This window comes from Marinobacterium ramblicola, assembly GCF_019084545.1.
In the GTDB taxonomy this organism is placed as follows: Bacteria; Pseudomonadota; Gammaproteobacteria; order Pseudomonadales; family Balneatricaceae; genus Marinobacterium_D; species Marinobacterium_D ramblicola.
The window spans coordinates 1-13,397 of the sequence record NZ_JAHREP010000016.1 but is presented as its reverse complement, the minus strand read 5'-3'; the positions used below and the strand labels follow the sequence as shown (position 1 = coordinate 13,397).

Below are 13,397 nucleotides of genomic sequence, written 5' to 3'. Positions count from 1 at the left end.
TGCTTCTGAGCGAGTGACAGGATATAGAAAAACCACACGGAGGAGCACATATGAACCTACACCAAGTCATTACCGAACGCCGTTCCATCAAGCAGTTCGATCCGGAATACCGTATCGGGGAGCAGGCGTTTCAGCAGATAATGGAACACGCCATCCTGGCCCCGACCTCGTTCAATATCCAGCACTGGCGCTTTGTGCGCGTGCAGGACCCCGAACTGCGTCACGCGATCAAGGAGGCAGCCTGGGGGCAGGCGCAGGTGACCGACGCCTCCGAGCTGTTGATCGTTGCGGCGGATATCAAGGCATGGGAGAAGCAGCCGGAACGCTACTGGCGTAATGTGGACGACGAGAAGCGCGATGTGCTGGTGCCGATGCTCAAGTCGTTCTATCAGGATAGGGACTGGTTGCAGCGGGACGAAGCGATACGCTCAGGCGCCTTTGCCGCACAGAATATCATGCTCTCGGCCCAGGCCTTGGGATACGCTTGTTGCCCGATGATCGGTTTCGACCCGGATCGGGTGGCACAACTGATCGGTTTGCCGGAGGATCATCTGATCGTCGTGATGCTGGCGATGGGCAAGGCGGTGGTCGAGCCCTGGCCGAGGGGCGGTCAACTACCGCTGGATGAAGTGCTGGTTGCCAACCGTTTTTGATCGTCGCGGAGCGGACGGCCAGCACGATTTACAAACCTTTTACAAACCCCATACAACCATCTGACCACTGTTCGGCCCGCTCCACCTAGAGTGCAGCTCAGAAGCTGATTGCTTACTATCAACTGCACAAGGAGTCGGGTTATGAACAGATACTTTCCCATCCAGCGCTGGATCAGCGCGCTACTGCTGCTGTTAACCTGCGTGTCGTTAACGGCCAAAGCGCAGGCACCCAAGACACAGGAGGTGAGACTCGATCTGAGTCTCGCCACTCCGGTGATGGAGGCGGGGGCGCCTCAGAAAGCCTTTATCAAGATCTCGCTGGACGGCTTCGAGCTGCCCGGTCGTGCCGAACGCACACCAGCTAATGTGGCGATCGTGTTGGACCGTTCCGGCTCCATGGGCGGGGAGAAGATCCGGCATGCCCGCGAGGCGGCGATCATGGCGATCGGCCGTCTCGATGCGCGCGATATCGTCTCGATGGTCGCCTACGACTCCCAGGTCGAGGTGGTGGTACCGGCCACCCGGTTGACCGATCGCCAGCCGATCTACAGCGCCATCCGCAGCATCCGTGCCGGGGGCAATACGGCGCTGTTCGCCGGGGTCAGCAAGGGCGCGGCGGAGCTGCGCAAATTCATCGACCGCAACAGGGTCAACCGCGTCATCCTGCTCTCCGACGGCCTGGCCAATGTGGGGCCGCAAACGCCCGCCGCACTGGGACGCCTGGGTCAGTCGCTGGCCAAGGAGGGGATCAGTGTCACCACCATTGGCTTGGGGCTTGGATACAATGAGGATCTGATGACCCAGCTGGCGGGTATGAGCGATGGCAACCACGCCTTCGTCGAGAATGCCGCCGACCTGGCGCGGATCTTCCAGTACGAGTTCGGCGACGTACTGTCGGTGGTGGCGCAGGATCTGATCATCGAGATCCGCTGCCTGAACGGCGTGCGTCCGCTGCGCCTGCTTGGCCGTGAGGGCGAGGTGTTTGGCGATCGGGTGCGTACCCGCCTGAACCAGCTATACAGCGAACAGGAGAAGTACCTGGTGCTGGAAGTGGAGGTGCCCGCGCAGGAGGCCGGCAGCGAGCTGGAGCTGGCCGGCGTGCAGGTCGACTATGCCAACCTGGCCACGCGCCAATCCGCTCGCCTCGAGGGGCGCATACAGGCACGGTTCAGCGCCTCGAAAGAGGAGGTGCAGCAGGCGGTGGACAAGCCGGCACTGGAATCGGCGGTGGAGCAGGTCGCCAACGAGTACAGTCGTGAGGCGGTGGAGCTGCGCGACCAGGGAGACGTGGAGGGGGCCAAGAGCCTGCTGCAGAAGAGTGCCGAGTTCCTTGGCGCCCAGGCGGAAGCACTGGCATCGCCGGAGCTGAAAGCACAGGAGGAGGAGGCGCTGCAGGATGCCGATAAGTTATCCTCCGATGAGGAGTGGAACCGCCAGCGTAAGGAGCTGCGTGAGAAACAGTACAAACGCGCTACGCAGCAAACCTACTGATTGACTGACGAGCTGCCCGGTGTGAGTGTTTAGCCACACCGGGCATCCCCGCGTTAAATAGTCGCGTTAAGGAGAGAGATGAAATACCGTGCAGCGCTGCTGCTGATCCTGCTGGTACTGGTGCCGTTGCTGCTGCTCGGCTGGCTCGGCTTTCGGCTGCAGCAGAACGAGCAGCAACTGGTGGGACTGCAACTGCAGAAGCTGATCGAACAGCAGCTCGAATCGGTGGACAGTGAGCTGCAGACCCACTTCCAGCAGCTGGAGCGTCTGCTGCAGCGCCAGGCCGGTGCGCTTTACCACCTGGCCGATACCGACTACCCCGTCGACCCGCTGCGTCGCTTTATCAAGGACTCGGCCCAGGTGCAGCAGCTGTTCGTGCTCGATTCCGACGACCAGCGTCAGTTCCCGCCGCGAAACCAGGCGCTGAGCCTGGATGAACAGCGCCTGGTGGAGCGACTGCAACCGCTCTGGCAATCCCCTGGTCTGTTTCATCCCAACGCATCCGATCCGTCAGCCCCCGCTGTACAACTGCAGGCTCCGGTCTCCGCCAAGACCAGCGACTACTTTGCCAGCGGTCAACTGGCGCAGCGTGCGCCGGCTGACTTACCGAGTGACTTTCCGAGTGAATTGTCGAGCGATCTATCGGCCGAGCTTGCCGAAGCGCCGTCAGCCTCGGCGAAAATGGCCGAGTCTGTGGCCGAACCCGAGGCAGCGTTGTCCGACCGGGCCCAGGGGCTCAGTACCCAGGCGGAATCCAAACCTGTCGAAACGGCAACCGCCGCCTCCGGTTGGATCGCCTGGTACGCCGATGCCCGGCTGATGCATATCTACTGGTGGCGTGATCCACAGGGGCGCACCCTCGGTTTCGTGCTCAACGACGCGCGGCTGCTGTCGGACCTGATCAATCGCCTGCCGGATGCGGGGCAGGGCGCTCAGGCGCTGGGTGACGCGCAGATCCGCCTGCTCGACAGCCAGAGGGTGACGCTCTATAGCTGGGGTGATTACCAGAGCAACGGCCAGGCCCTGCGCAGTCTGGGGCTCAGCCATCCGCTGGGCAGCTGGCGGCTGGAGTATCACGCCCCGGCGCTGCAACGGGCCGCATCGCCGGGATGGCTGGCAGTGGTTGCGCCGCTGCTGTCGCTTGGCCTGGGGCTGGTTGGCCTTGGCTATCTGCTCTATCGCGAACACGGCCGCGAACTGCGGCTGGCCCAACAGCGCGTCAACTTCGTCAACCAGGTCTCGCACGAACTGAAAACGCCGTTGACCAACGTGCGCCTCTACGCCGAGATGCTGCAGCAGCGTCTCGACGACGATGCAGATCCAGCCGTTAGCCGCTACCTTGGGGTGATAACCGACGAGAGCCAACGCCTGTCGCGGCTGATCGACAACGTGCTCAGTTTCTCCCGGATGCAGCGCAAGCAACTGAAGCTGGCACCGGAACGGCTTGAGCCGGATCAGCAGATCGAGCGCATCCTGCACACCTTTGCACCGCTGCTGCGTCAGCGCGGTATCGAACCGGTATTTGCACCCGGCATCGGCCAGAGCCTGAACTACGATCCGGCGACACTGGAGCAGATCCTCAACAACCTGCTCAGCAACTGCGAGAAGTACGCGCCCGACAGTGGTGAGCTGAGGCTGCACTCTTGGCTCGACGGCACCGCGCTCTGCGTCGAGCTGCGGGACAACGGCCCCGGTATCGATCCCGCTGACAGGCAACGCATCTTCGAACCCTTCTACCGCAGCAGCAGTCGGCTTACCGATGGTGTGGCCGGTACCGGTATCGGCCTCGGCCTGGCGCGGGATCTGGCCCGCGCCCACGGCGGAGACCTGCGCCTGGAGCCGGGTGAGGGCGGTGCCGCATTCACGATTCGTCTGGAGACCACAAGATGAAGATCCTGATCGCCGAAGACGATCTCAATATCCGCCTCGGCCTGCGCGACCTGCTCGAAGCTGAAGGTTACGACTGCCTCGAAGCGGCCGACGGTGAACAGGCCTGGACGCTCTACAGCGAACGGATCGCGGGCAGCGACGGCCCGGCACTGGTACTGCTCGATATCATGATGCCCAAGCTCGATGGCTACAGCCTCTGCCGTCGCATCCGCCAGCAGGACCAGCAGTTGCCGGTGATCTTCATCACCGCCAAGTCGGAGGAGATCGACCAAGTGCTGGGGCTGGAGCTGGGTGCCGACGACTACATCAAGAAGCCCTTCGGCAGCCGCGAAGTGATCGCTCGCATCCACGCCGTTACCCGCCGCTGCCTGGCGCGCCGTCAGTCCGAGCCGGAACAGCAGAGCTTCCAGATGGCCGACCTGCAGGTCTATCCCGCCCAGCTGCGTGCCGAGCGCGACGGCCAGAAGATCGACCTGAGCCTGCGCGATATGCGCATCCTGCAGACGCTGCACCGCAACCGCGGCAGGGTGTTAAGCCGGGACGAGTTGTTCGATGAGTGCTGGGGCCGTCAGTACCTGCCCAGCAGCCGCACCCTGGACCAGCACATCTCCAAGCTGCGCAAGGCGGTGGAGCGCGATGCGCAGGCACCCGAGATCATCGTTACGGTGCACGGAGTAGGGTACAGGTTCGACGGCTAGCGGGGCGATTCCTGCGGTGACAGTCAGATGCAGGGAAAGCTCGCTGCATGCCGGGTAATCCACTCCATTGCCGCCTGCTCGGTACTGAGACGTCGGCGCTGCTTATGTTCCACCCGGCGGCGATAATCCTCGATATGACAGATCTGCTCGACCATGCGTACCGAATAGGCGGTATCGGCATCATTGAAACTGATACCGATCAGAAACTGCCCTTGCTTCCGTCGGCACCATACCACTCGGCCTCGGGCCTGAAAGGTAGGGTCGATAACGCTGATCGATAGATCCACATGGGTACCGGGCTCAACATAATGGTGAGTCAAGCAACACAGGCCGCTGGCGCTGACGTCCTGGGTGGTACCCGTTTCATGTTCCGCAAAGTCGGGGTAGTCGAGTTCGATCGGAATGCCCATCGGGTGGCGGATATAGTTCCGTCCCATCTTTTGATCTCTCTTGCTGCAACCGGGTGTACAGCCTGCTCTTGTGTTGAATGGTCCTGATGTGTTCCAACTGCGAGCAGTCCACTTGCTGCCTCCCTCCCACATGGGAGTGATCAGCCAGTCCCTGGATGCCGATATTGTCGAGATGCTTTTTGGGCATTACTTCCAGAAGGGTTAGTAATATCTCGAAAGCGAGCAGGCTGATTACAGCCTGCTTGAAAAGTCACGTAATAACACGGCACATAAAAATAGTAGCAAATAAATATGCGTAAGGATTATACGGATTTGTAATAAAACCTTGATCGAAAGAGTTATAAAGGTGTATTTGGCTGGGGTTTTTCGTGTTAAGTGTTTGATTATAATTTATTTTTATTTTATTTTTGTCGAAGTGGTTTGATGGTTTTATTAATTGCGCTGTTAAAATTTACGTATTTTCTCAATGCGGTGTAGGAATTTTCCTATATTAAATTAAGACTATCCCTATAAATAAATCTTTATTTAAAAGAAAACCATTTTTAATCGATATCGACCCTGATCTCAAACCGGTCGATTTCAATCGAAGTGTTCGTGATTCAGGTTGGCCTGAAGCATCGGCAGATTTTCGGCTTCGGCGACGCTCCTGCGGATCTCGCCACAACCCGATAGCTTGGACTCGTACATCGCCTGATCGGCCGAGATCAACAGCTTATCCGGCGCGCAATCGCCATCGCCCAGCGCGATACCGATGGAGGTGCCGAGCCGACAGGGCTCGCCTTTGATAGTGAACTCCTGGTCGAAGGTATCCAGGCATTTTTGCGCCACCGCCTGAGTGGCTGTTTTCGCATCCTGACCGAGATCGGTCAGCAGAATGACGAATTCGTCGCCGCCGACACGCGCCAGGGTATCGACCCGGCGTAGCGCGCCCTGCAGCCGGGCGGCAACCTGCTGCAATGCCTGGTCACCGGCATCGTGACCCAACCGGTCGTTGATCGGTTTGAAGCGGTCAAGATCGAGGAACAACACCGCCACCCAGGTCTGGTTGCGTTGTGCCCTTGCCAGGGCCTGGGTCATGCGGTCGGCCAGCAGGTGGCGGTTGGGCAGTCCGGTCAACGGATCGCGATGCGCCATATGCTGCAGTTCGGCCTGGCTCTCAATCAGTTTGTCCAGCACGCGATTGAACGCCTGGGTCAGGTGTCCCACCTCATCGTCTCGTACGACCGGCAGCGGCGCGAGGGGAATTTCGTTGAGTGTCATCTTGTCGGCATGCTCGGCGGCATGGCGTAGCGGTCCGAGCAGATAACGTATGCCCAGCGTAAGGAGCACCAGGGCGATGAGGGCCAGAAATCCGGTATTGTGCAGGATAAAGCGTCGCAGCTCGGTTTGTGGGCGGTAAACCTCGACGGTCGGTAAGCGAGCGATCAGTTCCCAGCGGCTGCCGGGGACGGGAACCGCCACATCCAGGGTTTCGGCCTCCGTGTTTGTGTTGGATCGATCTGTCCCCGATTCCGGGAGGGGCGTGAGGGTGAGGCTGCCGCCATCGGCACCGAGCGACAGATTATCTCCTGGCAGTATCAGTATCAGTTCGGCGGCCGACGCGGCATGAGTGGAATACAGCGGATTCAGAAAGCCTGAGCGATCCAAGGCACTAAGGCCGACCAAGTAGGCCAGGTGCTGCCCGTTGGCGTCCCGCACGGTTGCTGTCATCGGCAGCAGCAGGGCGCCACTGCTTGGATCGACGAAGGGTTTGCCTATGACGGTTTCGCTGGCCGAACCGACACTGCCGCTACCCGCATTTGCCCAAAGCAGCGGAAGATACTCCACTTCCGTGTCCGGTCCTGTCAGTGGTACACCCTGGGGGGAGAGCAGCATCAATCCAAGTGAAAAGACCGGATCGATCGTGCCGTGTTCCGACAGCCAACTGTGCAGCCTCGCGGGATTGTCGAGCAGCTCCGTCGGAACGCGGCCCGACAGCTGGCCGAGCAGCGTCTCGCGCAACGCCAGATTCTGTGCAATATCCTGGGCTGCATAAGTGGCCAGCGTTTCAAGCTGCGCCGAACTGGCCTTGATCAAATCGCCGCGAAGATACTCGCTGAGCACCAGGACACGGCCGGTCGCGCCAAGCAGCAGAAGCGTCAGACCAAAGGCGATCAGGCGAGTGGTGATGCTGTTGAGTTTCGGACGTAGCCTGAACACATTGAGTCCTGTCAGTTCAGCGCAGGAGCGCTGAATGGGGCGGCAGCGTATTGTGACGAAAAATCCCGACGAGTCTAGCGTGCCGACCGCTCACCCGACAAGGGATTACGCCCGCCCGGCGGGATATTCCGGAACCCTGCGCCTACCGTCCCCAACTGCCGACAGCATCGTGCGGGCGGGCGATGAACTGAGCGTTACGCTGGCCGAGTGAGTGGGGTCAGGCAGCGCGATTAGCTCAGCAACGCAAACCACACCGATACTACCAGCAACACCGCCAGCACCCGGTTCAACTGCTGTTGCTGCGCTTCGGTTCTCAACAGCCGGCCGCTGCCTTCGCCGAGCCAGGCCCAGGCGGCGATGCAGGGCAGGGTGACGACGAAGAAGATCAGCGCCAGCAACAGGTTGTGGCTCAGGGCTGAACTATCCACAGGGGCGAACAGACTGCTGGCGGTCAGCGCCATTATCCAGGTTTTCGGATTGACCAGCTGCATCAGCGCGCCCTGGTACCAGCGGGCCTGAGCCTTGGCACAGTGCGCCTCGCGATCGATGGCGGGAGCCTGGTATAGCTTCCACGCCATCCAGCTCAGCCAGAGCGTGCCCAGCCAGGCCGGCAACCGACTCAGCAGCGGATAACCCTGCAATGCTGCCGTCAGTCCGCTGGCGGTCAGCAGCAGAATCGCCGATGCGCCGAAGGAGGCGCCGATCACGAAGGGCAGGGTACCCAGGGTGCCGAAGCGGCTGCCGTTGCTCAGAGCCAGCACGTTGGTCGGCCCCGGTGTAGCGGAGGCGATCAAAGCAAACAGGGAAAAGCTCAAAACCAGACTGGACATGAAGACTCCTCGATAGGTGGTCTTCACCATTCTCCGCAGCGGGCAGGGTTCAGTCTGGAACGCTGGTGCAGAAGCTTCGGTAAGCGGCGGGCGTCAGGTTATAGGCGCGCCGGAACCAGCGCCCCAGGTGGCTCTGGTCCGAGAAGCAGAGCAGACTTGCCACCTCGGCAGGCTTGCGGCCGTTGGCCAGCAGTTGGCGTGCCTGTACCAGCCGTAACTGAATCAGATAGGTGTGGGGCGCCACGCCGAACGCGGCCTTGAACGCCCGGTTGACCCGGAAACGGTCGCTGCCCAGCGCCGTCGCCATCTCCTCAAGCCCGATATCCTGGTATAGATGTGCATGCAGGTAGTCGCGCCCCTCGCGGGCCAGATGCGGCAGCAGCAGTTCATGCGCCTGCTGTTTGCGCCAACTCAGGTGCGCCGTCATCCGCTCAATCATCTGATCCAGGCAGGCGCTGCGCACGATACGCGGCTCCTGCTCACGCAGCGCGATATAGGCCGAGGCGATACTGCCCATCAGCAGCCGATCCTCCGACAGCGTGGACTCCACATGCAGCTCGTACCGGTCGGGCAGGTCTTCGAAGATGCCGCGCAACTGCTGGTGCAGCCAGTGCGCCGGCAGATAGAGCGCACGATAGGTAAACCCCTCCGGGTGCGGCGCCTCGCCATCATGTATCTCGCCGGGCTCAAGCAGGAAACTGTTCCCGGGCGTCAGCTGCTGCACCTGATGACGGCAGTGGAACTGCTGAAACCCCTGCTCGTTGTAGCCGATCAGGTAATCGTCATGCCAGTGCGGATCGTACGCCTGGGTGTGGCCTGTAAAGTGGGTGCGCAACAGCTCGATACCGGTATCGGCATCGCGCGAGAAGTGAGCCCAGTTACCCTGTGTAGATGCTGCCATATCAGTAGACGTGAAGTTCGGTGCAGAAAACGTTATTCACAGCGTCCTAGCGTAAACCCTCACGACAGAGTTGTCTGGAAGATTTGTGCTAGATGCCGATGGTCGCCTCAATCGCGATCTTCAACTCCGGCCAGTTCCTTCCCGAATCGCCACTGAATGTGTCTCCCTATGCATTGTTGACTACCCAACTGGTGAGCCGATGGATCCTGGGGCCAAACAGGAAGGAGATGATGGCCGCCGCGGGCCAGGCGGTGAAAAACGCGGTGCTCCATTTAAAGAGGAACCCGTCGACCACTCCGAGATTGATCCAGGTGACCCAGGCCGTCATCAGAAACGAGAGGATCAGGGACATGAACAGCGAAAAAAAGATGCGATATTTAAAGGACATCAGAACTAAGCCTCCAGTGCGTTCAACTCGGTGAATTCGACCACTTCCGTCAGATTCAGGGCCAGGTATCGCTGGGTATGCGCCTGCGCGAAATGCGCGTCCAAACCCGCCTTTCCCTCCCAGGATTCCCACAGCAGGAATTCTCCTTCCCGCTTCTGGTCTTCAAAAATACTGAACATCAGGCACTTCGCCTCTTGCCGGGTCAGGCGCTGCAACTGCGCCATCTCCTTTCTTGCCAGCGCCCGGCGCTGAGGATCTGTGACTCTGATTCTGGCCGTTAGGTTGTAGACTTCCATCGCTTGTCTCCTGTTTACAAGTTCACAGGAAACAGGCTATCAAATAGCAAAAATCGTAAGTATAGTGATTTAATCAATCTTAAATTACGTATTTGCAAAGATGCTGAATGAGCTGAAGCTATTCGTCATTACCGTGGAGGAGGGGAGTCTTACGGCTGCCGCCGAGCGTTTAAGCACCACCGTGGCCACCGTTTCCCGTCGTATCAATGCGCTGGAAGAACACCTGGGATGCAAGTTGCTACACCGCTCCCCCAGGGGGCTCACGCTAACCCGGGAAGGACAGATCTACTTTGACGAGTGTGCTGAGTTCGTCCACTCACTGGACCAGCGGCTCGACAATCTCAATGCAACCCTGAACAGCCTGGCAGGTCCGCTCAAGATACTGGCCCCGACCAATTTCGCGGTGGGTCCCCTGGATCAGTTCTGGGAGGCGTTCATTCAGCGTTACCCGCAGATCGAGGTATCGATCGAGCTGAGCAACGACGTTGTGGACATGCTCCACGCCCAGGCGGACATCGCGATCCGCATAGGCCCCCAGCCCAGCTCATCGTTGATCCAGAAAAAACTGGGATATGTCAGAACCATTCTGGTCGCCAGTCCGGATCTGCTAGCCAAGACAACACCGCCGGCCAGCGTGGATGATCTTCGCCACTATCCCAGCGTCTCCAGCCACCTCCTCGGTCAATGGGAACTGAGTAACCGGCTCAACGACAAAGTATCGATCCAAAAGCAGCACCAATATGTATCCACCGATCTTCAAATGATGATCAACATCGTCAAATCCCAGGGTGGAATTGCGTTGATGCCGATCAGCACCGTCTACAGAGAGCTGGAACTGCAGCAACTGGTCAGGGTGCTGCCGGATTGGGAAGGACAGGAGCGCCATCTATACCTGGTCTGGCCCAACCGGCGGGCCCTGTCGGTCAGGGCCAAAACCTTTGCGTCATTATTGGAGGAGTATTTGAGGCAGCAGGAGTGGTGTCAGACGAATTAGGCAGGTCACCCATGCTGCCACTCAACTGCTGATTCAGCTATCTTTCGGCACCGCTGCTAGTCCCTATGCAGCGCCTTATGCACGGCAAACCCGACCAGTTCCGGTGCAATATCCGGCCGTAGGGTCATCTCCGGGATCTTGTAATCACCGCCGTTCTGTTTGCGGAAGGGGATAGGTTCCGTCGTCCACAAGTCATCGAGACGTTGTCCAAGCTCCTCTCTGATCGATGTATAGCGCGCATCGTCAACACGGCTAGTGCGATAGACCAGAAACGGCGGCAATACATCGAATCCGGGGTAGTACAGAATCCCGTGCTGAATCGGAAACAGGATATCCTCGATCGGGCCGTTGATCCCGCGTGGACCGTAGTGTGAATCCCAGCCTCCGGTAGTGACCATCAGCATGGCGCGCTTGCCCGCCATCCTGCCCTCGCCATAGCGGTCGCCCCAGCGCGTATCGGAGTGTTCGCCGACACCGTAGGCGAAGCCATAGGCATAGACCCGGTCTACCCAGCCTTTCATGATCGCCGGCATCGAGAACCACCAGAGCGGGAACTGCAGGATCACCGCATCCGCCCACAACAGCTTCTCCTGTTCCCGAACGATATCCGGGCTTTGCCAGCCATTGTCGAATGCATATTGAGAGTCGAGCGAGGGGTGGAAGAAGCTGGCGTCCCGCCGTTTTTCACTGTCGTCGGCATCGAGTGTGGTTTTCCACTGCATGGCATACAGATCTGACACCTGAACACAGTGCCCGGCGTTTTCGAGATGCTGGACGGTAAACGCCTTCAGCGAGCCATTCAACGACTTGGGTTCAGGGTGGGCATAGACGATAAGAACATTCATAGCGGCGTATCCTGTGATGTTTGACGTGAGAACAGGATAGGAATGTGCTAGGTATAGAAGAAATGAATTACTGAAATAACAGGTATTAACATGGATAATCTCAGGCGGCTGGATCTCAACCTGCTGGTCACGCTCGATACCCTGCTGACGGAGCATAACGTGACCCGTGCCGCCCAACGCCTGCATATGTCTCAGCCCACGGTCAGCGTCCATCTAGCCAAGCTGAGAGAGTTCTTTGACGATCCGCTGCTGATACCCGGCCCTCGCGGCGTCCTCCCGACCCAGAGGGCCAACGAGTTGCGTGAGCCCTTGCGGCAGGCATTGGAAGCGCTCGAATACACGGTGTCGCCCGCTAGCCCCTTCGATCCAGGTACAGCCGACAACACCTGGTGTATTGCCGCGACCGACTACGGCGAATCGGCGGTGGTGCAGCCGACACTGAAAGGGCTGCGTTCAGCAGCCCCGGGCACCCGGCTGGCGGTTGTGGAAATGGCGCCGTCCCGCATCGCCAAGCAGGCGGCACAGGGCGAGATCGATATCGCCTTCCATATCAGCCACGAGGCGCCACCGGGTCTACGCCACCGCGTGTTGTTTCAAGAGCGCTATGTGCTGGTGGGCCGTGCCGGTCATCCGAGTTTAAAAAAACCTCCAACCCTTCAGCAGTTCTGTGACCTGGAACACGTCATCGTGTCGCCGGACGGCGGTGGATTCAGCGGTGTTGCGGATAAAGTACTTCTGGAGGCGGGGCTGACACGACGGGTGGTGTTGTCTGTCCCCCACTTTCTGTTCGTCGTATCGGTTGTAACCAGTACCGATCTGGTCGCGATGCTGCCGGAGCGTCTGGTTATCCACAACCCGCTGGTCAAAATCGTCGATTCTCCAATCGAGATCCCTGGTTTTGAGATGTGCATGCTCTGGCACGAGCGTTCACACCGTGACCCCGCCCATCAATGGCTGCGAGAACAGATTGTTTCCGCAAGCAGACAATAGGTGACACTGGTACTTGCCAACCGAAGCGCTCAGATCCAAACTGTTATCCCGCGCACACCATAGGGCTGTAGGTGTGATATATCGACACGGAATCAGGGAGTATGTCGATGGAATGGATCATTCCGCTTGTAGTGGTGCTGTTCGTTTTTGTGCTGATCGCACAGAAGCTCAATTCAGGCGCTTCCAGCCAAAGCGAAGGCGACCACCGCTACCGCCGCCGTCAAACCCTCTTCACCGCCGCCGAACGCTCCTTTCTCGGCGTGCTCGATTCCATCATCGACCCGCAGCAACACCGTATCTTCGGCATGGTCCGCGTTGCCGACCTGATCGAGCCCGAACCAAGCCGTAACCGCAGCCAGTGGCAGAAGGCGTTCAACCGTATCCAATCCAAACACTTCGACTTCGTTATCTGCAAAGCGGATGACCTGACGCCTGTCTGCGCCATAGAGCTGGACGATGCCAGCCACAAGCAGAGCAAACGCCAGCAGCGGGACGAGATGCTGGAGGCTATCTGCAAGCAGGTCGGAATGCCGCTGGTGAGGGTGCCGGCTAAGCGGGGATATCAAAAGGCGGAGGTAGAGAACTTGATTCTGGCGGCGCTGGGCGACGTGGATCGAAAGGAAATATTACCAGCCGAATCCGAGTCGAATTCTGAGATTGAGCTTGGTGCGGCCACTCGTTGAATGCGGCCTAGTAATGAACTAAATGGCATGCAGCCTAGTTGGGTGAAATAGAGCATGCCGACTAATACACTGTTGAACTAAACCGCTTCGCGGTAGCTCTCCTCCGATCCGCCACCGCAGGTTGATCGT

14 protein-coding genes are annotated in these 13,397 nt (G+C 59.2%); 7 read left to right on the top strand and 7 right to left on the bottom strand.

From position 1 onward, the window contains the following. Positions 1–50 precede the first annotated feature (50 nt). The 4 genes from KQ940_RS13405 to KQ940_RS13390 all read left to right on the top strand — a co-directional run bounded on the left by KQ940_RS13405 (position 51) and on the right by KQ940_RS13390 (position 4,732). Entirely contained in the window at positions 51–653 is a 603-nt protein-coding gene (locus tag KQ940_RS13405; protein ID WP_217414184.1) for a nitroreductase family protein, read from the top strand. Positions 654–794: 141 nt separating this feature from the next. Further along, positions 795–2,144 carry a vWA domain-containing protein gene (locus KQ940_RS13400; protein WP_217414183.1) on the top strand — a complete coding sequence of 450 codons (1,350 nt, stop codon included), beginning with the start codon at positions 795–797 and terminating at the stop codon, positions 2,142–2,144. Positions 2,145–2,222: 78 nt separating this feature from the next. After that, on the top strand, positions 2,223–4,034 hold the full coding sequence (locus KQ940_RS13395) for a sensor histidine kinase (protein ID WP_217414182.1): 1,812 nt from the start codon (positions 2,223–2,225) through the stop codon (positions 4,032–4,034). Beyond that, on the top strand, positions 4,031–4,732 hold the full coding sequence (locus KQ940_RS13390; RefSeq protein ID WP_217414181.1) for a response regulator transcription factor: 702 nt from the start codon (positions 4,031–4,033) through the stop codon (positions 4,730–4,732). Before KQ940_RS13395 ends, KQ940_RS13390 begins: the two co-directional genes overlap by 4 nt. Before the next feature lie 23 nt (positions 4,733–4,755). On the opposite strand, the gene KQ940_RS13385 is transcribed toward KQ940_RS13390, so the two are convergent. The 6 genes from KQ940_RS13385 to KQ940_RS13360 form a co-directional block, all read right to left on the bottom strand. Beyond that, positions 4,756–5,169, bottom strand: coding sequence for a PilZ domain-containing protein (locus KQ940_RS13385; protein ID WP_217414180.1), 414 nt, complete (start codon positions 5,167–5,169; stop codon positions 4,756–4,758). Positions 5,170–5,721: 552 nt separating this feature from the next. Further along, on the bottom strand, positions 5,722–7,341 hold the full coding sequence (locus KQ940_RS22970) for a diguanylate cyclase domain-containing protein (protein WP_217414179.1): 1,620 nt from the start codon (positions 7,339–7,341) through the stop codon (positions 5,722–5,724). A gap of 230 nt (positions 7,342–7,571) precedes the next feature. After that, on the bottom strand, positions 7,572–8,171 hold the full coding sequence (locus KQ940_RS13375; RefSeq protein WP_217414178.1) for a LysE family translocator: 600 nt from the start codon (positions 8,169–8,171) through the stop codon (positions 7,572–7,574). Positions 8,172–8,220: 49 nt separating this feature from the next. Next, on the bottom strand, positions 8,221–9,072 hold the full coding sequence (locus KQ940_RS13370; protein WP_217414177.1) for an AraC family transcriptional regulator: 852 nt from the start codon (positions 9,070–9,072) through the stop codon (positions 8,221–8,223). Positions 9,073–9,238: 166 nt separating this feature from the next. Beyond that, entirely contained in the window at positions 9,239–9,460 is a 222-nt protein-coding gene (locus KQ940_RS13365) for a DUF2798 domain-containing protein (protein WP_217414175.1), read from the bottom strand. 5 nt (positions 9,461–9,465) lie between these two features. After that, positions 9,466–9,756, bottom strand: coding sequence for a putative quinol monooxygenase (locus KQ940_RS13360; protein ID WP_217414173.1), 291 nt, complete (start codon positions 9,754–9,756; stop codon positions 9,466–9,468). A 100-nt stretch (positions 9,757–9,856) separates the two neighbouring features. Here KQ940_RS13360 and KQ940_RS13355 point away from each other — a divergent pair, with 100 nt between their 5' ends. After that, positions 9,857–10,750 carry a LysR family transcriptional regulator gene (locus KQ940_RS13355; RefSeq protein ID WP_217414171.1) on the top strand — a complete coding sequence of 298 codons (894 nt, stop codon included), beginning with the start codon at positions 9,857–9,859 and terminating at the stop codon, positions 10,748–10,750. Positions 10,751–10,806: 56 nt separating this feature from the next. Here KQ940_RS13355 and KQ940_RS13350 read toward each other — a convergent pair whose 3' ends face one another. After that, positions 10,807–11,595: an NAD(P)H-dependent oxidoreductase gene (locus tag KQ940_RS13350; protein ID WP_217414170.1), complete on the bottom strand. Its 789-nt coding sequence runs from the start codon at positions 11,593–11,595 to the stop codon at positions 10,807–10,809. A gap of 90 nt (positions 11,596–11,685) precedes the next feature. On the opposite strand from KQ940_RS13350, the gene KQ940_RS13345 reads away from it, so the two are divergent. Both KQ940_RS13345 and KQ940_RS13340 read left to right on the top strand, forming a co-directional pair. After that, positions 11,686–12,585: a LysR family transcriptional regulator gene (locus KQ940_RS13345; RefSeq protein WP_217414169.1), complete on the top strand. Its 900-nt coding sequence runs from the start codon at positions 11,686–11,688 to the stop codon at positions 12,583–12,585. Positions 12,586–12,692: 107 nt separating this feature from the next. Then, on the top strand, positions 12,693–13,268 hold the full coding sequence (locus KQ940_RS13340; RefSeq protein WP_217414168.1) for a DUF2726 domain-containing protein: 576 nt from the start codon (positions 12,693–12,695) through the stop codon (positions 13,266–13,268). Positions 13,269–13,397: the final 129 nt, after the last annotated feature.

Excerpts from the sequence above, each read along its gene's own strand:
- KQ940_RS13405 (WP_217414184.1), top strand. The coding sequence starts at position 51 with ATGAACCTACACCAAGTCATTACCGAACGCCGTTCCATCAAGCAGTTC.
- KQ940_RS13400 (WP_217414183.1), top strand. The coding sequence starts at position 795 with ATGAACAGATACTTTCCCATCCAGCGCTGGATCAGCGCGCTACTGCTG.
- KQ940_RS13395 (WP_217414182.1), top strand. The coding sequence starts at position 2,223 with ATGAAATACCGTGCAGCGCTGCTGCTGATCCTGCTGGTACTGGTGCCG.
- KQ940_RS13390 (WP_217414181.1), top strand. The coding sequence starts at position 4,031 with ATGAAGATCCTGATCGCCGAAGACGATCTCAATATCCGCCTCGGCCTG.
- KQ940_RS13385 (WP_217414180.1), bottom strand. The coding sequence starts at position 5,169 with ATGGGACGGAACTATATCCGCCACCCGATGGGCATTCCGATCGAACTC.
- KQ940_RS13375 (WP_217414178.1), bottom strand. The coding sequence starts at position 8,171 with ATGTCCAGTCTGGTTTTGAGCTTTTCCCTGTTTGCTTTGATCGCCTCC.
- KQ940_RS13370 (WP_217414177.1), bottom strand. The coding sequence starts at position 9,072 with ATGGCAGCATCTACACAGGGTAACTGGGCTCACTTCTCGCGCGATGCC.
- KQ940_RS13365 (WP_217414175.1), bottom strand. The coding sequence starts at position 9,460 with ATGTCCTTTAAATATCGCATCTTTTTTTCGCTGTTCATGTCCCTGATC.
- KQ940_RS13360 (WP_217414173.1), bottom strand. The coding sequence starts at position 9,756 with ATGGAAGTCTACAACCTAACGGCCAGAATCAGAGTCACAGATCCTCAG.
- KQ940_RS13355 (WP_217414171.1), top strand. The coding sequence starts at position 9,857 with ATGCTGAATGAGCTGAAGCTATTCGTCATTACCGTGGAGGAGGGGAGT.
- KQ940_RS13350 (WP_217414170.1), bottom strand. The coding sequence starts at position 11,595 with ATGAATGTTCTTATCGTCTATGCCCACCCTGAACCCAAGTCGTTGAAT.
- KQ940_RS13345 (WP_217414169.1), top strand. The coding sequence starts at position 11,686 with ATGGATAATCTCAGGCGGCTGGATCTCAACCTGCTGGTCACGCTCGAT.
- KQ940_RS13340 (WP_217414168.1), top strand. The coding sequence starts at position 12,693 with ATGGAATGGATCATTCCGCTTGTAGTGGTGCTGTTCGTTTTTGTGCTG.